We start from the raw sequence: 16,211 nt of genomic DNA, 5'->3' as shown, positions 1-16,211 counted from the left end.
CGAAGCAGTGCCCCCAGCGCACAACGCCGCACGTCGTACGGCAACTCGAACGCCCCGCCCGGCATGCCCGCCCCCCCCGCCCGCCCCGACACTGGCCCCAGGCCGGTACGAGCTCCGGCCGCCCACCCGGCACCCCCGCGCGAAGGAGTGACCATGCTGCCCGGATTCCTCACCAGGGCGGTCGAGTTGCTGCTCGGCAGGGAGGGCCGCTCGCTCCACCTGAAGGCGGCGGGCGCGGCGACGGCGGTCCTCGGCGTGGTGATGCTCGTCGGCTCCTGGGCGGTGGTCGCCGCCGAGCAGGGAGCGCGCGGCGCCAATCTGACGACGTACCCGAAGGCCCTGTGGTGGTCGATCGAGACGGCGACCACCGTCGGATACGGCGACTTCTACCCGGTGACCCTGTGGGGCCGCGTCGTCGGCTCGGCGGTGATGGTCACCGGCATCACCACCTACGGCCTCGTCACGGCGGCCCTGGCCACGTGGTTCGTCGGCAGGGAACAGCGCCGCCGGCATCATCTCGCGCACGGGGCCGAGGAGTTGGGCGCGGAGACGGTACGGGCTCTGCACGAGCGGTTCGACCGGCTGGAGCGGTTGGTGGCCGGGAAGGGCGAGGACTGAGGACTCGGGAGGGCGAGGGGTTGGGGGTGAGGGGGCTCGCGGCCAAGAGGGGCGTGCGGTCGCGTTACTCGGGTTGCCCGGTTTGCTCGGCCAACGTCAGCGCACCGAAGGCATATCCCTCCCACACCCGCCGCGAGGCCTCCTCCGGGTACGCCGTGACCACGGACTCCGCGTCGAGCACCTGCACCGGCCGCCGCTCGCTGTCGTACGCGGGCCAGCCCGGGTCGCCCGTCCTCGCGAACGCCGCCCAGGACGCGCGGAAACGGGACGACAGCGCCAGTGCCTCGGGGGAGGGCTCGACATCGGCGAACAGGAGGTTGCCCAGGTCGGCGGTGAACGTGCCGAACAGCAGCGGGATGTCGAGACCGTGGCAGGCGCCGAGCACTCCGCCCAACCCCGGTGCGGGCCAGGTGAGTTCGTAGACGTGCACGCGTCCGCCGGCGGCGACCTGCGCATCCGCCAGGTGGACGCAGGGCATGCGGAACACCCGGTCGGAGTTGACGGTCTCGTGCAACTCGCCCGGTGAGGCGTCCGGGAAGGCGGCGCGGTAGGCCGTTGCGGCATCGGGGCCGGGCCCGAACCGGCGCAGCGTGGTCGCCGCGTCCTCCCCGGTGATCTTCCCGAACTGCCCGTCGAGCACGGTGAACAGGCGGAACTCGTCCCGGTTGTGACCGAGGATCAGCTCCACGTCGCGGGCGGCGCCGGCCGCGACGCCCTGCCAGGGCGTAGTGGGCAGCACCTCGCCGTCGACGACGGGTGCGAAGGGGCTCAGCGTGTGGGCGACGGCGCCCCACCGGTCCTCGTACTGGTGCATCTTGGCGGTCAACGTCTCGCCCAGGGCCGGCAGTTGACGCGGGTCGACGGTCGCCAGGTCGGCGGCGGTGGGGCGCAGTCCCGCCTCGGCGGCGATCGCGGCCGCGATGTCCTTGGCCAGCGGGTCGGAGAAGAAGGGGCTCGGCACGCTCTGCGCGATGGCCCGGCGGAACAGCCCGGCGGCGCTCGGCATGACCAGCAGCGACGCCACCGACCCGGCACCGGCCGACTCGCCGAAGACGGTGACCTGTTCGGGGTCGCCGCCGAACGCGGTGATGTTCTCCCGCACCCACTCCAGCGCGGCGACCTGGTCGAGCAGCCCGCGGTTGGCGGGGGCGCCGTTGATCCGGGCGAACCCCTCGATGCCGACGCGGTAGTTGAAGGTCACGACCACCAAGTCGCCGTCCTGCGCGATGTGTTGGGCGTCGTAGCCGGGGCTGCCCGCGTGTCCCAACTTGTAGGCGCCGCCGTAGATCCACACCATGACCGGCCGGCGGGCCGCCGGATCGGGAGCGGGCGTCCACACGTTGACGGTCAGCCAGTCGTCGCCCGTCGCCGCCTCCAACACGCCCCGGCGGCCCTGGAATCCGGACTCCTGCGGGGGCGGCGGACCGAAGTCGTGGGCCTCGCGCACGCCGTCCCAGCCGCGCACGGGTCGCGGTGCCTGGAACCGGGCCTCCCCGACGGGCGGTTCGGCGAACGGGATGCCGCGGAAGACCGCCAGCCCGTCCTCCCATCTCCCGCGCACCGCACCGGCGCCGCAGCGAACCACGGGTGCGTCGGCCGAACCGGCCGCCGTGTCACGGGAGTTGGGTGTCGTCATCGTGGACTCCTCGCTGTGTGCCGGGGGAACTGCGGGCAAGCCGAGGGCGGTCGCCGTCCCGCACCACGCGGGACGGCGACCGCCGTGTACTCGATGGCCAGAATGCCTTACGCCTTGGCCTCGGCGACCTCGGGAGCCGGAGTCGGCTCCGCGTCGGCCGGTGCCTCAACCGCCGTACGGCGCTTGGGGATCAGGCTCGCGAGGAAGAAGGCCAGCAGCGCGGCTCCGGCACCGATCGCCATGACCACCTTGAAGCCGTTCTCCGACGGAAGGGCGTTGCCGCCGAAGTCGGTGGTCATCTGGGCGAGGATCACACCGGCGATGGCGCTGGCGAAGGAGGTGCCCAGGGACCGCATCAGGGTGTTGAGGCTGTTCGCCGCGCCGGTCTGGGACGGGTCGACCGCGCCCATGATCAGGGCGGGCAGGGCGCCGTAGGTGAAGCCGACACCGGCACCGATGATGCAGGACACTAGGATGAGGTGCCAGACCTCGGACATCAGCAGGATGTTCAGGCCGTAGCCGGAGGTCACGATCAGCGCGCCGATCATCAGGGTGACCTTCGGGCCCTTGGCCTTGGTGACCGCGGCGGACACGGCGGACATGGCCATCATGACCAGGCCCTGCGGGGCGAGCACCAGGCCGACCATCAGCATCGACTTGCCCAGGCCGTAGCCGGTCTGCGTGGGCAGTTGCAGCAGCTGGGGGAGGACCAGGGACATCGCGAACATCGAGAAGCCGAGGGCGATCGAGGCCAGGTTGGTGAACAGCACCTGCGGCTTCGCGGTCGTGCGCAGATCGACCAGCGGCTGCGGGCTGCGCAGCTCGTACCAGCCCCAGGAGAGCAGGATCGCGACGGCGGCGAAGCCGAGGATCAGGGTCGTAGCGCTGGTCCAGCCCCAGTCGGAGCCCTTGGAGATCGCGAGCAGCAGGGAGATCAGCCCGGCGGAGAGCCCGAGCGAGCCGACCAGGTCGAAGCGGCCGCCGGTGCGGACCTTGGACTCGGGCACGATCAGCAGGACCAGCAGGAAGGCGACGGCGCCGAGGGCGGCGGAGACCCAGAAGAGGAGGTGCCAGTTGTAGTGGTCGGCGATAAAGGCGGCCGAGGGCAGGCCCAGGGCGCCGCCGACACCGAGCGAGGCGCTCATCAGGGCGGTGGAGCCGGCCAGCCGGTCGCTGGGCAGTACGTCACGCATGATGCTGATGCCGAGCGGGACGACCGCGGCCGCCAGCCCCTGGAGCGCACGGCCGATGACCATCGGGACCAGCGAGTCGGCCAGGGCGCAGACGATCGAGCCCGTCACCAGCAGGATGATGCTGGTCAGGAGCATGCGGCGCTTGCCGAACATGTCACCGAGGCGGCCCACCACCGGGGTGGCCACGGCGGCGGCCAGCAGAGTGGCGGTGACCGCCCACGCCGTGTTCGACGCGGAGGCGTTCAGGTATTTCGGCAGCTCCGGGATGATCGGAATGACCAGGGTCTGCATGAGCGAGACGACGATCCCGGCGAGGGCCAGCACCGCGACGACGGCGTTCGACCTCGGCGGAGCGGAGGAACCCGCTTCGGCGGGTCGGGCAAGGGCGTCGGACATGGCAGTGCCTCCATTGGGAACGGGCGGTGCTGGGGTTGCTTGACTTACTCAACCATAATGAGATTGATTGAGTTAAGCAAGTGCATTCTCGTCGTGAGGCTGATCGTGAGCCTGATGGTGAGAGGGCAGCGGCAATTCGGTGACCACCTCGAAGCCGCCCTGCGGCCGATGCCCCGCCCGCAGCCGCCCCCCGGCGGACAGGGCGCGCTCGCGCATGCCGATGACTCCGTAGCCGTCGGTCGGAGCGGGAGCGGGGGAGGAGGGCGGTGTCGTACCGCCGTGGTCGGTGACGGTGATGCCGAGCCGGTCGTGCGAGTAGCTGAGCCGCACCTCCGCCGCGCCGGTGCCCGCGTGCTTGGTCACGTTGGTGAGCGCCTCCTGCACGATCCGGTACGCCGTGAGGTCGACGCCGGCGGACAACGGCCTTGGCCTGCCTTCGGTGTTGACGGTGACGGACAGCCCGGCGGGCTCGAACGAGGCGGCCAGCTCGGCGAGTTGGGCCAGCCCGGGTGCGGGCCCCGACGGAGTCTCCGAGTCGTCGGCATGGCGCAACAGGCCGACGGTGGCCTTGAGTTCGCGTACGGCCGACAGGGTGGTGGCCGCGAGTTCACCGGCGATCCGCTCGGCCTCCTCGGGCCGGCTGCGCATCAGCCGTACGACTGTGCCCGCTTGGAGGTTGGCCAGGACGAGGTGATGGGCGACGACGTCGTGGAGGTCGCGGGCGATCCGCATGCGCTCCTCGGTGACACGGTGCCGCGCCTCCTTCTCCCGGGTCCGTTCCGCGTGTTCGGCGCGGGCCTGCACCGCCTCCAGGTAGGCGGCCCGGAGCCGGGTCGTGGTGCCGAGGGAGGTCGGCAGCAGCAGCCAGACGGCCGGGCCGAGCAGTTTCAGGACCAGCGGTTCGGTGTCGGGTCCCACGAGCAGGGCCGTGCCGACCAGCAGGGCGATGCCGGAGACGGTGAAGAGGTTCGCGGTGGTCCGGTCGGAGAGCCGGGCCAGCGTGTAGAGGGCGACCATCAGCGGTCCTATCACCAGGACCGTGAGGATGTAGCCGAGCGCGGCCACGGTCATGGCGCCGCAGAGGGTGACCACCACGGTGGTGCGCGGCAGAGTGCGCCGCCACAGCAGGGCGAGGGCGGAGATGCCTGTGACCAGCACGCCCGGCCACCACGGAACGTTCAGATCGCGGCCCGGGAGCGTCATCACACTGCCCGGGAAGGAGCAGGCGAAGAGGGTGGCGGCGATGACCAGGTCGACGGTACGGGGATGGCAGCGCAGCAGTCGTTGCAGGCGCCGCAGGCGGTTGATCATGGCGTGGGGATCATGGAGTGGGGGTTCCTGTCCGAGAAGGCCGGCCGTCCGCGGGTTCCCGCCGTCGACCACGGCCGACGGCGGGAACCCGCGCGCCGGCGACTACTCGTCGAAGGTGACGACGATCTTCTCCGCCGCGCCCGGCGTCAGCGCGAGCTCGAAGGCCTGTCCGACCTCGGCGAAGGGCACACGGTGGCTGATCAGCTTGGCGAACCGCTCGTGGTGCTCGACGATCTCCCGCGTGACCTCGAAGATCTCGGTGGGATAGCCCTGCGAGGCGATCAGCGTCAGCTCGCTGCGCAGCATCCCGCCGAGGTCGATGTCGGCGCCCTTCTTCTGTACGGCGACCATCACCAGCTTGGCGCCCCACTTCGCGGAGTCGACCGTGGTGTTGACGACCGCGGCAACGCCGGCGGCGTCGATGTAGATGTCGGTGCCCGGGCGGGGCTGGCCCAGCGCGTTGGCGGCCTGGCCGTGCAACTCGGTCAGCCGGGCGGTGACGTCCTCCTCGGCGGAGTTGATCACGGCGTCGGCGCCGACGGCGAGCGCGGTCTCCAGGCGTGAGGCGATGACGTCCGCGACGACGACGTGCTCGACCCCGCGCAGCTTCAGCCAGATCGCCGCGCCCAGACCGATGGGTCCGGCACCGAAGATGACGACCTTGTCGCCCGGTTTGGCCTCGGACCGGTTGACGGCGTGCCGGGCCACGGCCATCGGCTCGTTGAGCGCGGCGACGTCGAACGGCACGGTGTCGGGGAAGACGGTGACGCTCTTGCCGATCTCGCAGTCCTCCAGCAGGAGGTAGTCGCTCATGGCGCCGTGCCTGCCGCCGCAGCCGATGATCCCGCTGGGGGCGCCCTGCGGGTTGACGACCACCCGGTCGCCCACCTTCAGGCCGTCGACCTCGGCGCCGACCTCGACGATCTCGCCCGCCGGCTCGTGGCCGAGGGGCACCGGGGCCATGGCACCGCCCGGTCCGAAGGGGCCGCCGCCGATGTGGAGGAAGAAGGTGTCGGTGCCGCAGATCCCGCAGGCGCGGATCTTCATGAGGGCGTCCTTCGGCCCGGGCACCGGACGCTCGACGTCCACCACGTCGATCGTGTCTACGGCGCCGGTCCGCACGGACTTCATCGTGGCCATGTGGGGCTCGCTTTCCATGTGCGTGAGGGGTGTCACCGGCCCCGGCGGCGGACGGGGGGAGTGCTCCGGCCGCCGGGGCCGGTGACTGCGCCATACTCCGTCCCCACGGTGTACGGCGCGACGGGGACACCTCCGCTCAGGCGGCCCCAGCTCTTGGCTTGCTTGAGTTAGGCAACCATAAATGAGTTACTTGAGTCAAGCAAGCGTTCCCGACCTTGCTTGACTCAGGCAAGTAGCTGTTACGGTGGGCGCATGTCCACACCGCCACCCGTGACAGCGCCCGTTCCGGAGGACGTAGCCGAGATCGAGCGGGTTCTCACCCGTATCGCCTACCTGGCGGGGCGGGCCCGGCAGCACGAGCGCCTGATGGCGCTGGCCGGGCTGCCGCTGGACCGGGCCGCCGTGGCGATCCTCCGGTACATCGCCGAGAGCGAGCCGCTGCGCCCCGGGGTGCTGGCGGTCCGGATGTCCGTGGAGGCCTCCCATGTCACGCGCCAGCTGCGGCAGTTGGAGCAGCTCGGCCATGTGGTCCGCATCCCGGACCCCGACGACGGCCGCGCCCAGCGCGTGCAGCTCACCGACAGCGGCCTGGCCGCCGTCAACCGCATACGGGACGCGAGCCGCCGCGGTATCGAGATGGCGTTGATCCACTGGTCCGCCGAGGACCTACGACACCTCGCGGGCCTCTTCCACCAGCTGGTCGACGACTTCGTCACCTATGCCGAGGCCGCCGTAGATCTCGATATGTCCGCCTGACGGTTCAGGGACCCGGCCGCACCTGACCGTGCTGCCAGGCCCAGGCCGCGATCTCGACGCGGTTCCGCGCGGCCAGTTTCAGCTGGACGCTGGAGAGGTGCGTCTTCACCGTGGACAGGGAGACGTACAGTCCGGCGGCGATCTCGGCGTTGGTGCGGCCGAGGGCGACCAGGCGGACGACCTCGGCCTCGCGGTCGGTGAGCGGCTCGCGCAGCGCCGGTGCGGAGGGGGCCGCCTTGGGAGTCTCGGCCGTCGCGGCGGTGAGGTGCTTGAGCAGGCGGACGGTGACCGAGGGGGAGACCAGCGAGTCACCGGCCGCCGCTGCCCGGACCGCCTCCGCCAGCAGGATCGGCCCCGAGTCCTTCAGCAGGAACCCGCAGGCGCCGCCGCGCAGCGCGCCGTACACGTACTCGTCCAGGTCGAAGGTCGTCACCACGACGACCCGCAGCGGATCGGCGACGTCGGGCCCGGCCAGCAACCGGGTCGCCGTCAGGCCGTCCAGCTTCGGCATCCGGATGTCCAGCAGACACACGTCGGGCCGCTCCCGCCGGGCCAGTGCCACGGCCTCCTCGCCGTCGACGGCCTCGGCGACCACGGTGATGTCGGGCTGGGCGTCCAGGAAGAACCGGAAACCGGTACGGACCATCTCCTGATCGTCGGCGATCAGCACGCGGATGGGCGGGGCGGGGACGGTCATGGGTCGATCATGCCTCAGGAGGGTGGTGGTCGGTGTCAGTCCGTCGCCTGGGCCGGGTCCGCCGTGACCGCCCGCAGCAGCGGGCGGCTCGCGCCGATCGCGGCGAGCATGGCGAGGGCGCCCAGGGTCACGCAGACGGCCAGCTGTACGGCGCCGGAGGAGCTGATCGTGCTGCCGACCGCCTTGTCGACCTGGACGGCGGCGTACACGCCGGTTGCGGTGGTGCCGCCGGCCAGGACGAGCAGAGGGAGGACCGTCTCACGCACTCTGGCCCGGTCCAGCACCTTCAACGGAGTGCCGGACAGCCGCAGCAGGCCGTACGTACGGCGGCGGTCGAGGACGTTCGCGGCGGCGGTCAGGCCCGCGGAGGCCGTGGCCACGAGGAAGCTCACGGCCAGTGTGGCGGTGGCGAGTTGGGCGAGGCGGTCGGTGATGGCGGTGTCCTGCGCCTCGGCGTAGGCACCGGTGTACGGGAGTCGGCCCGCGCCGAGCGGCTGGAGGGCCGTGACCGCCGTGTCGATGGCGGCCGGTCCGCCGGAGACGTGCGCGATCACGCCGTCCATGCCGCCGAGGAGGAAGCCGCTGTCCTCCGTGCCGACCCTCGCCTCGACGCCCGCCGCGCGCAGCAGCGTGCGGGCCTCGCCGACCGTGTGCCGGGCGGCGGTGGCGTTCGCGGTGGGTACGGCGACCTGGCCCCGCTGGTCGAAGCCGACGATACCGAGGTGGCCGACGGTGAAGAACCCGGCGACGAACCCGGCCAGCACCAGGCCGCTCACCGTCCGCCAGGCACCGCGTGGGTCGTCGCTGAGCCGGCGGGCGGCCAGCAGGGTCGCCGGGCGGCGGGCGAAGCGGCCCGCGATCCGGCCGAGGCGGTCCACGACCCACGGCCCGAACATCCAGAAGCCGCCGTAGAGCAGGATCATCAGCGCGACCAGTGTCCCGGGCTTCAGGGTGCTGCCGTCCGTGCTCGACCGGATGTAGACCAGCACCGCCACGAACAGGACGAGCCGGATCAGCCGGGTCCGGCGTGGATCGGACTGCTGGGCGACCCCGAGCGGCGAGGACGCCACCCGGCGCAGCATCGACATCGCGCTGACGGCGATCAGCGCGGCCACGCCGACCACGACCGCCGCCACCCACGGCAGCCCCACCCACAACTGCCCGGTGTACCAGGTGCCGATGCCGTACGGGATCTCGGCGAGCGCGGGCAGCAGCGCGCCATAGGCCACCGCGCCCGTCAGGGCACCGGCCGCACCCACCGCGGCCGCCTCCACGCCGGTCATCGCGAGGATCTGGCGGGGAGTCGCGCCGGCGAGGCGCAGCGCGGCCAGGCGCTGTTCCCGGCGGGCCGCACCGAGCCGTCCGGCCGCCGAGGCCAGCACGATCACGGGGACGACCAGGAGACCCACGCCGAGGAGTACCGCGCTCTGGTCGTCGACGGTGAACACGCTGCGTCGCGTTCCGGAGAATCCGGATATCTCGGCGCGCGCGGTCAGCCCCTGGTCGTAAATCCCGTGGTTCCCGGCCGACTTGGAGACCGCGGGGTCCGTGGGCGCCCGGCCGACGACGGCCACGAGGTCGTCGGGTGAGGCGAGTCCGGCGGCGCCGATCGTGCCGTAGGACGTCGTCTTCGGGAAACGGGCGGCCAGTTGGGAGGAGGGGAGGTCGTGGAGGAGCTTGGCGAGGGCGGGGGAGACGTACAACTCGCCTTGTCCGGGGAAGGTGTTCAGGCCGGGCGGGGCGGGTGTCGGTGCGCGGTTGGGGAGTTGGGCGAGGGAGACGACCGTGATCGGCTGGTCGCGGACGTACGTCGTGGTGAGGGCCTGGATCGCCGTGCCGTGGCGGTCCGCGTCGGGGGTGCGCCAGGCCGTGCGGTCGGCGCGGGCTCCCGCACCGAAGTAGGCGGCGAGCAGGGTCAGCAGGACGAGGGAACCCACGGCCGCGGCTGCGGCGGCCAGGAGTTGGCTCTGCAGGCCGCGGCGGCCGGACGCCTTCGCGAGGTGCCAGGTCAGGGGCAGGACGGGGGAACGCATCGAGGGCTCCGGAGGCTCAACTGGCAGTGAACTGGGTGGAGTTGCTGATCCGGCCGTCGCGGACCTGGACGACCCGGTCGCAGTGCGCGGCCACATCGGCGTCGTGCGTGACCATCACCAGGGCGGCACCCTGCTCGCGGGTCACCGACGTCAGCAGACGGACGACCTCCGTACTGGTCGCCTGGTCCAGGGCGCCGGTCGGCTCGTCGGCGAAGACCACATCCGGCGCCACGGCCAACGCGCGGGCGATGGCGACCCGTTGGGCCTGACCACCGGACAACTGGCCGGGGCGGCGCCGCTCCAGACCGTCCAGACCGAGCGGCGCGAACCAGCGCCGGGCGCGCTCGACCGCCTGCGCGCGGGGCAGGCCCTCCAGCATCAGCGGAAGGGCGACGTTCTCCTCGGCGGGCAGCTCCGGCAGCAGCTGACCGGACTGGAAGACGAACCCGAACCGCTTGCGGCGCAGCGCGCTGAGCCGGTTCTCGCCCAGGTCGTCGATACGGTCGCCGCGCAACAGCACCTGGCCGCCGTCCGGGCGGATGATCCCGGCGAGGGTGTGCAGCAGCGTGGACTTGCCGGAGCCCGACGGGCCCATGATCGCGAGGGAGTCGCGGGCGCCGACCTCCACGTCCACGCCCGCCAGTGCCGTGGTGGAGCCGTACTTCTTGGTGAGGCCGACACCGGCCAGTACGACGGTCATGAGCGCTCGAACTTCCAGGTGACGGAGTCGGCCGAGGCCTTGACCACGCTGACCGGGATGGAGACGGTCGAACCGTCGCTCCTGTGGCCCGTGCAGGTGACGGTGGCTCCCGCGACGGCCTTCAGACCGGTGGGGCAGATGACGTCGGAGACCTTGTCACCGACCCAGGGGAGCGGGTGGTACCTGCTCTGCGCCCGGCCGGCGACGATGTCGCCCGACAGCGCCTTGTGGCCGTCCACCGTCACCGTGCTGTGCGCGTCGAGTCCGGTGGTGGACTGCGTGCCGGAGAGCAGATGGGTGCCGAGCGCCCCGACGGCGACCACGGCCGCCGCGCCGCCGATCACCCCGATGACGAACCTGCTGGACTGCATCACGTACTCCTGAAGGGTCGGAGAGGAGGAAGTGGTCCCACTCTCACCGGCCAGGACCCGCGCCCGCCTCGGCCGAACGGCCAGGGTTCGCGGTCCGCCCGCTCGACCGTTCGGCCGATCCCACCCCACCGAGCCCCGCATACCGTGACCAGTATGAAATCCGTCAACGGCCGGGGCTGCGCGCGGGGACTCGCCGTGGGAGCCCTGCTCGGGCTCGTGACCTACGACCTGAGCTTCACGGCCTCCACCGGCCGGGCGACCTGGCCGGCGACCGTCGTGCTCCTCACCGGTCTGGCCGCCATCCTGTGGCCCGTCGGCCGCCGCCCGCCGTGGCTCACGCCACAACTGCGCACCGCCGTGCCCGCCGCCCTCTCGCTGTCGTACAGCGCGGGCGCGATCCTCGCCGGGCGGACGGAGTTGTTCGGCCCCGGCGAGGTCGTGATCCTGCTCACCCTGACCTTCATCGCCGTACGGCACTGCCCGCAGCGCTGGGCCGTGGTGTGCGGTGGCCTGGACGGCCTCGCGCTGCTCGCCCTGTCGGCGCGCTACTTCCACTCGGTCACCGACGACAACCTCTACCTGGTCACGGCGCTGGGCCTGGTGCTCGTCGGGAGCACCGCCGGGCTGGCGGGCTATCTGCGCTCGCTCGACTACCGCCGCACCGTCACGATCACCGAGACCCGGCGCGCCGAACGCCTCGCCATCGCCGCCGACCTGCACGACTTCGTCGCCCACCATGTCACCGGGATCCTCGTGCAGACCCAGGTGGCCCGCATGATGGCCACCACCCGGCCGGAAGACCTCGACCCGGTCCTGGCGGCCATCGAACGCGCCTCGACCGAGGCCCTGGCCTCCATGCGCCGCACGGTCGGCGTACTGCGCGACACAGCCCCGGACGCGGCCGACCGCCGCCCGGTCGGCGACCTGGCGGCCGTCGCCGACCTCGTCGACGGTTTCGCGAGCCCCGTCCAGAAGGTCACCCTGCGCCGCGACCCGATGCTGCCCGACGACCTCCCGCACGAGGTGCAGGCCGCCGCCTTCCGGGTCGTACAAGAGGCCCTGACGAACGTACGACGGCACGCGGCCGACGCCGCCGAGGTCACCGTGGGACTGCGCTGCTCCGGCCGACGCCTGGAGGTCACGGTGCGGGACGACGGGCGTGGCGGCACGCAACTCCCGTCCGCGGCACACGGCGGCGGCTTCGGCCTCGTCGGTCTCAAGGAACGGGTGACGGCGCTGGGCGGTGACCTCCGGGCCGGTCCGCGGGAGGGGGCCGGCTGGGAGGTGCGGGCGGTGTTTCCGGCCGGGTGGTTCTGAAGGATCGGGACGTGCGGGGGCGTGGCCGGGCGTGCCCTCTCAGACCTTCAAGCCGACCCCGCCGTACAGCGAGATCGGCCCCTCGCCGAGCGGGGTCTCGCTCTCCGCGAGTTCGGGATGCCAGTCGGACACCGACACGATGCCGGGGTCCATCGGCTCAAGACCCTTGAAGATGCTGCTCACTTCGGCGTGCGAACGGGCCACCAGCGTCACCCCGCCGGCCGCGTAGGCGGCGATGCCCCGCTCGACCTTCTCCCGTTCGAGGTCGGCGGTCATGGCGGAGACCACCAGACAACTGCCCGGCGCCAGCGCGTCGATGAGGGTGCTCACCAGCTCGTGGGCGCCGTCCTCGTCCGGGATGAAGTGCAGCAGGGCGATGAGGGACAGGGCGATCGGGCGGTCGAAGTCGAGGACGCGGGACGCCTGTTGGAGGATGGTGAGCGGTTCGCGGGCGTCGGCCTGGATGTACTCCGTCGCCCCCTCGGGCGTACCGCGCAGCAGCGCCGCCGCGTGGGCGAGGACGATCGGGTCGTTGTCGACGTACACGACCCGCGCGTCCGGCGCGGTCGACTGGGCGATCTGATGGAGGTTGGGCGCGGTCGGTATGCCGGTGCCGACGTCCAGGAACTGGCGGATGCCCGACTCCCGGACGAGCATCCGCGTCGCCCGCTGCATGAACCAGCGGTTGGCACGCGCGGTCCGCGGGGCGCCCGGGTCAAGTGACGTGATCTGCCTGCCGAGTTGCTCGTCGACCGGGTAGTTGTCCTTGCCGCCGAGGAACCAGTCGTACACCCGCGCCGGATGCGGCTTCGACGTGTCGATCCGCTGGACGGCCGGCTCTGTCCCGGTCACGCGACGCTCCTCTGCTGGACTGCGCACTACGACGACACCCACGGGCAGCGTGCGACGGTCCCCATGGGCTGTGCGAGAAGTTTGGCACGGTCATGCCGACCGGGTGGTGCCGTTCAACACCCCGTCCAGGAAACGGGTCAGGTCCGTGAAGACCTCCGCCCGGTTCGTCTCGTGGAACACCTCGTGCCGGGCGCCCGGATACACCCGCTCGGTCAACTCACCGCCGTTCAACCGCTCCACGCCGATGCGGCTGCCGTCGAGCGGGACGAGCCGGTCGTCGCCGCCGTGCAGCCAGAGCAGGGGGAGCGCGCCGATGTTCCCCAACTCGGCCACGGTCTCCAGGGTCTGGGCGAAGGCCTCCAGCGTCGGCCGCTTCATCGGACCGTGCCAGACCAGCGGATCCGCCGCGTACGCCGTACCGACGTCAGGGTCCCGGGACAGCGCGGTCGGGCTGATCGGGATGTCGGGGATCACATCGAGGGCGAGCAGCCGGCCCGGCAGTTCCCAGCCGCCGATCACCGGTCCGGACAGCACGAGCGCGGCCAACCCGTCGCCGTGGCGCTGCGCGAAGCGGGATGCGATCAGGCCGCCCATGGAGTGGCCGATCAGGACGAGGGGGACGCCCGGGTGCGTGGCACGGGCCAGTTCGGCGACGGCGTGGAGGTCCGTGACCACGTCCTCGAAGTCCGCGATCAGCACACGCTCGCCGGCCGACGTGCCGTGGCCCTGGTGATCGGGGCCGAAGACCGCCGCGCCGTGCGTCAGCAGTACGGCGGCCAACTCGGCGTACCGGCCGATGTGTTCGCCGTATCCGTGCGCGACGAGGGCCACGTAACGCGGGTGTTCGTGCGGCCACTCGTGGGCGGTGATCGCGCCCCGGGTGCCCATGAGGGTGTGCTCGCGGGTGTCGGCCATGTGTCCTCCGGCGGTGTCGGAACGGTCCTGATCCCGGTGGATCTTCCCAGGCGGCCCCGCGGATCGTCACCACTCCGCACTGGCCGAGCGTCGTGCCCGGCGGCCGACGGCTGGCGGCTGGCGACTCCCGGACCTGGCAGGGGCCACCTGGCGAGACACTCCTTACGCGGGCAGATGTATGGACATACCATCGGTCCTCGCATGAACACGATGACTCTCTGGCACATATCCGGCTGGGAATTCGCCGCGCTCGCCGCCGCGGCCCTGCTCGTCGGCTTCTCCAAGACCGCCGTCAGCGGGGCCAACACGGTCAGCCTGGCGATCTTCGCGGCCGTCCTGCCCGCCCGCGCCTCCACCGGCGTCCTGCTCCCGATCCTGATCGTCGGCGATGTCCTCGCCGTCCTCACCTACCGGCGGCACGCCCACTGGCCCACCCTGTGGCGGCTGTTCCCGGCGGTCGCGGCGGGAGTCGTGATCGGGACGCTGTTCCTGGTGTGGGCCGACGACGCGGTCGTACGGACGTCGATCGGGGCGATTCTGCTGTTCATGGCGGGGGTCACCCTGTGGCGCCGGCGCAGGGCGGAGGCCGGGGCAGGGGACGGAGCGGGGGCCGATGACGAACCGGACTCCGTCGCCACCAGGTCCGGCCGGGCGAAGGCGCGCTCGTACGGTGTGCTCGGCGGTTTCACCACGATGGTCGCCAACGCCGGCGGCCCGGTGATGTCGATGTACCTGCTCTCCGCGGGCTTCCGGAAGCTGGGCTTTCTCGGCACGTCGGCGTTCTTCTTCCTGATCGTCAACGTGACCAAGGTGCCTTTCAGCGTGGGCCTCGGTCTGATCGACGGCCACTCCCTCCTCCTTGACGCGGCCCTCGCGGCGTTCGTCGTGCCCGGTGCGTTGATCGGCAAATGGGCTGTGAACCGAATCAACCAGCGATTGTTCGAGCAACTCGTGATCGCGGCGACGATCATCGGCGGCCTGCAACTGCTCCTCCGCTGACCCCTCGGCCCCGTGACCTCGTACGCTCGCCGCATGTCCCCGCACATCCTGATCCTCGGCGGCACCACCGAGGCACGTGAGCTGGCCGCCGAGCTGACGGCCCTTCCCGAAGTGCGGGTGACCACGTCTCTCGCCGGGCGGGTGTCACGGCCGGGGACGCCGGCCGGGGACGTACGGATCGGCGGTTTCGGCGGAGCCGAGGGGCTGGCCGAGTGGCTGCGGGAACATCGCGTGGACGCCGTCGTCGACGCCACCCACCCCTTCGCAAAGTCGATCACCGCGAACGCGGTACAGGCTGCCGCGGCGACCGGACTGCCCGTCGTGGTGCTGCGCAGGCCCGGCTGGCGGCCGGGGCCCGGGGACGACTGGCACACGGTCGCCACCCTGAGCGAGGCCGCCGAGGCACTGCCCGCACTCGGACGCCGGGTACTGCTCACCACCGGCCGCCTCGGTCTCGCGACCTTCGCCCACCTCGCCCAACTGCACTTCGTCGTACGGTCGGTGGAGCCGCCCGAACCCCCGATGCCGCCGGACGTCGAAGTGCTGCTGGCCCGCGGACCCTTCACCCTGGCCGACGAGACGGCGCTGCTCCGCGACCACCGGATCGACGTGGTCGTGACGAAGGACAGCGGGGGAGCGGCGACGGCGGCCAAACTCACGGCCGCGCGCGAGGCGGGCGTCCCGGTCGTGGTCGTACGACGGCCGCGGTTGCCGGACGGGGTGAGCGCGGTGCCTGATGTCGCCGGGGTGCTGGAGCGGCTGGGGTTCAGTGCGGGGCGATGACCGTGGCCCGGAGACGGTCCACCGTGCGCAGAACGTCGTCCCGGTTCTTGGCGCTCTTCATCCAGGCCGGCAGGCGGGCGACGAGTGTCATCTTGCGCCCGGTGTCGTACCAGGGCGCTCGTTCGCGCAGATCGGCGGCGACGAACCGCCTGATCAGGTCCAGGTGTTGGAGGTTGTACGCCCACAACTCCCCGTGTCTGGTCCCGGCCCGCAGCCACAGGGCCGGGCAGGAGCAGTCACTGGAATACCGCGAGGAGCGGCCCGCGCCGATGTCGATCCGGCACAGGCCGCAGGACCGGCAGACGATGCGGGTGTGCGGATACCTCCTGCCGTCGGCGTCCGGTGGGGTGCACGGACGCCGTTCGAAGTGGGCGATCCGCTCGCAGCGCGGGCACCGGACCAGTACCGACGACGCGAAGTCGGCGAGCGTGGCGCGCGGGTCGCGGAAGCGCACGGGCGTCGGGGACATGCCGCGAGTATGACCGGAGCGCCTT

Annotated in this window: 16 protein-coding genes; 5 read left to right on the top strand and 11 right to left on the bottom strand. The window is 71.8% G+C overall.

The window, feature by feature from the left end; genetic code table 11:
• Positions 1–153: 153 nt before the first annotated feature.
• Positions 154–618, top strand: coding sequence for a potassium channel family protein (locus OG714_RS08625; RefSeq protein ID WP_406119727.1), 465 nt, complete (start codon positions 154–156; stop codon positions 616–618).
• A 64-nt stretch (positions 619–682) separates the two neighbouring features.
• Here the strand turns inward: OG714_RS08625 and OG714_RS08620 are convergent, their stop codons facing one another.
• The 4 genes from OG714_RS08620 to OG714_RS08605 all read right to left on the bottom strand — a co-directional run bounded on the left by OG714_RS08620 (position 683) and on the right by OG714_RS08605 (position 6,294).
• On the bottom strand, positions 683–2,254 hold the full coding sequence (locus OG714_RS08620; protein WP_406119725.1) for a carboxylesterase/lipase family protein: 1,572 nt from the start codon (positions 2,252–2,254) through the stop codon (positions 683–685).
• A gap of 107 nt (positions 2,255–2,361) precedes the next feature.
• Entirely contained in the window at positions 2,362–3,843 is a 1,482-nt protein-coding gene (locus tag OG714_RS08615; RefSeq protein ID WP_406119723.1) for an MFS transporter, read from the bottom strand.
• A 72-nt stretch (positions 3,844–3,915) separates the two neighbouring features.
• Entirely contained in the window at positions 3,916–5,154 is a 1,239-nt protein-coding gene (locus OG714_RS08610) for a sensor histidine kinase (protein WP_406119721.1), read from the bottom strand.
• Positions 5,155–5,256: 102 nt separating this feature from the next.
• Positions 5,257–6,294: a zinc-binding dehydrogenase gene (locus OG714_RS08605; protein ID WP_406131756.1), complete on the bottom strand. Its 1,038-nt coding sequence runs from the start codon at positions 6,292–6,294 to the stop codon at positions 5,257–5,259.
• A gap of 252 nt (positions 6,295–6,546) precedes the next feature.
• Here OG714_RS08605 and OG714_RS08600 point away from each other — a divergent pair, with 252 nt between their 5' ends.
• Positions 6,547–7,050 (top strand): MarR family winged helix-turn-helix transcriptional regulator, encoded by a 504-nt coding sequence (locus OG714_RS08600; RefSeq protein ID WP_406119720.1) that lies wholly within the window; start codon positions 6,547–6,549, stop codon positions 7,048–7,050.
• A 4-nt stretch (positions 7,051–7,054) separates the two neighbouring features.
• Here the strand turns inward: OG714_RS08600 and OG714_RS08595 are convergent, their stop codons facing one another.
• Genes OG714_RS08595 through OG714_RS08580 form a run of 4 tightly spaced genes read right to left on the bottom strand, consistent with a single transcriptional unit; the run spans position 7,055 to position 10,851 of the window.
• Positions 7,055–7,747, bottom strand: a complete 693-nt coding sequence (locus OG714_RS08595) for a response regulator (RefSeq protein ID WP_406119718.1) — start codon at positions 7,745–7,747, stop codon at positions 7,055–7,057.
• 35 nt (positions 7,748–7,782) lie between these two features.
• The gene (locus OG714_RS08590; RefSeq protein WP_406119717.1) at positions 7,783–9,780 is read right to left on the bottom strand and encodes an ABC transporter permease; all 1,998 of its coding nucleotides are present in this window, start codon (positions 9,778–9,780) and stop codon (positions 7,783–7,785) included.
• 16 nt (positions 9,781–9,796) lie between these two features.
• A complete protein-coding gene (locus OG714_RS08585; RefSeq protein WP_406119716.1) occupies positions 9,797–10,480 on the bottom strand; it encodes an ABC transporter ATP-binding protein in 684 nt (227 codons plus the stop codon).
• Positions 10,477–10,851 (bottom strand): DUF4333 domain-containing protein, encoded by a 375-nt coding sequence (locus tag OG714_RS08580; protein WP_406119715.1) that lies wholly within the window; start codon positions 10,849–10,851, stop codon positions 10,477–10,479. The genes OG714_RS08585 and OG714_RS08580 overlap by 4 nt, the downstream gene beginning before the upstream one ends.
• Positions 10,852–11,004: 153 nt before the next feature.
• On the opposite strand from OG714_RS08580, the gene OG714_RS08575 reads away from it, so the two are divergent.
• On the top strand, positions 11,005–12,168 hold the full coding sequence (locus tag OG714_RS08575; protein ID WP_406119713.1) for a sensor histidine kinase: 1,164 nt from the start codon (positions 11,005–11,007) through the stop codon (positions 12,166–12,168).
• A 39-nt stretch (positions 12,169–12,207) separates the two neighbouring features.
• Here OG714_RS08575 and OG714_RS08570 read toward each other — a convergent pair whose 3' ends face one another.
• Both OG714_RS08570 and OG714_RS08565 read right to left on the bottom strand, forming a co-directional pair.
• A complete protein-coding gene (locus tag OG714_RS08570; RefSeq protein ID WP_406119711.1) occupies positions 12,208–13,020 on the bottom strand; it encodes an SAM-dependent methyltransferase in 813 nt (270 codons plus the stop codon).
• 90 nt (positions 13,021–13,110) lie between these two features.
• Entirely contained in the window at positions 13,111–13,935 is an 825-nt protein-coding gene (locus OG714_RS08565; protein WP_406119710.1) for an alpha/beta hydrolase, read from the bottom strand.
• Between the two features lie 201 nt (positions 13,936–14,136).
• Here OG714_RS08565 and OG714_RS08560 point away from each other — a divergent pair, with 201 nt between their 5' ends.
• Positions 14,137–14,934: a sulfite exporter TauE/SafE family protein gene (locus tag OG714_RS08560; protein WP_406119708.1), complete on the top strand. Its 798-nt coding sequence runs from the start codon at positions 14,137–14,139 to the stop codon at positions 14,932–14,934.
• A gap of 33 nt (positions 14,935–14,967) precedes the next feature.
• Positions 14,968–15,717: a cobalt-precorrin-6A reductase gene (locus OG714_RS08555; RefSeq protein ID WP_406119707.1), complete on the top strand. Its 750-nt coding sequence runs from the start codon at positions 14,968–14,970 to the stop codon at positions 15,715–15,717.
• On the opposite strand, the gene OG714_RS08550 is transcribed toward OG714_RS08555, so the two are convergent.
• Positions 15,701–16,186, bottom strand: a complete 486-nt coding sequence (locus OG714_RS08550) for a hypothetical protein (RefSeq protein WP_406119705.1) — start codon at positions 16,184–16,186, stop codon at positions 15,701–15,703. The two genes, OG714_RS08555 and OG714_RS08550, sit on opposite strands and share 17 nt — an antisense overlap.
• Positions 16,187–16,211 lie beyond the last annotated feature (25 nt).

It is taken from the genome of Streptomyces sp. NBC_00989, from assembly GCF_045162655.1.
Lineage (GTDB): Bacteria > Actinomycetota > Actinomycetes > Streptomycetales > Streptomycetaceae > Streptomyces.
Note: the sequence above shows the minus strand (reverse complement) of the source record. Positions and strands in the feature narration are given on the sequence as shown.

Excerpts from the sequence above, each read along its gene's own strand:
- OG714_RS08625 (WP_406119727.1), top strand. The coding sequence starts at position 154 with ATGCTGCCCGGATTCCTCACCAGGGCGGTCGAGTTGCTGCTCGGCAGG.
- OG714_RS08620 (WP_406119725.1), bottom strand. The coding sequence starts at position 2,254 with ATGACGACACCCAACTCCCGTGACACGGCGGCCGGTTCGGCCGACGCA.
- OG714_RS08615 (WP_406119723.1), bottom strand. The coding sequence starts at position 3,843 with ATGTCCGACGCCCTTGCCCGACCCGCCGAAGCGGGTTCCTCCGCTCCG.
- OG714_RS08610 (WP_406119721.1), bottom strand. The coding sequence starts at position 5,154 with ATGATCAACCGCCTGCGGCGCCTGCAACGACTGCTGCGCTGCCATCCC.
- OG714_RS08605 (WP_406131756.1), bottom strand. The coding sequence starts at position 6,294 with ATGGCCACGATGAAGTCCGTGCGGACCGGCGCCGTAGACACGATCGAC.
- OG714_RS08600 (WP_406119720.1), top strand. The coding sequence starts at position 6,547 with ATGTCCACACCGCCACCCGTGACAGCGCCCGTTCCGGAGGACGTAGCC.
- OG714_RS08595 (WP_406119718.1), bottom strand. The coding sequence starts at position 7,747 with ATGACCGTCCCCGCCCCGCCCATCCGCGTGCTGATCGCCGACGATCAG.
- OG714_RS08590 (WP_406119717.1), bottom strand. The coding sequence starts at position 9,780 with ATGCGTTCCCCCGTCCTGCCCCTGACCTGGCACCTCGCGAAGGCGTCC.
- OG714_RS08585 (WP_406119716.1), bottom strand. The coding sequence starts at position 10,480 with ATGACCGTCGTACTGGCCGGTGTCGGCCTCACCAAGAAGTACGGCTCC.
- OG714_RS08580 (WP_406119715.1), bottom strand. The coding sequence starts at position 10,851 with ATGCAGTCCAGCAGGTTCGTCATCGGGGTGATCGGCGGCGCGGCGGCC.
- OG714_RS08575 (WP_406119713.1), top strand. The coding sequence starts at position 11,005 with ATGAAATCCGTCAACGGCCGGGGCTGCGCGCGGGGACTCGCCGTGGGA.
- OG714_RS08565 (WP_406119710.1), bottom strand. The coding sequence starts at position 13,935 with ATGGCCGACACCCGCGAGCACACCCTCATGGGCACCCGGGGCGCGATC.
- OG714_RS08560 (WP_406119708.1), top strand. The coding sequence starts at position 14,137 with ATGAACACGATGACTCTCTGGCACATATCCGGCTGGGAATTCGCCGCG.
- OG714_RS08555 (WP_406119707.1), top strand. The coding sequence starts at position 14,968 with ATGTCCCCGCACATCCTGATCCTCGGCGGCACCACCGAGGCACGTGAG.
- OG714_RS08550 (WP_406119705.1), bottom strand. The coding sequence starts at position 16,186 with ATGTCCCCGACGCCCGTGCGCTTCCGCGACCCGCGCGCCACGCTCGCC.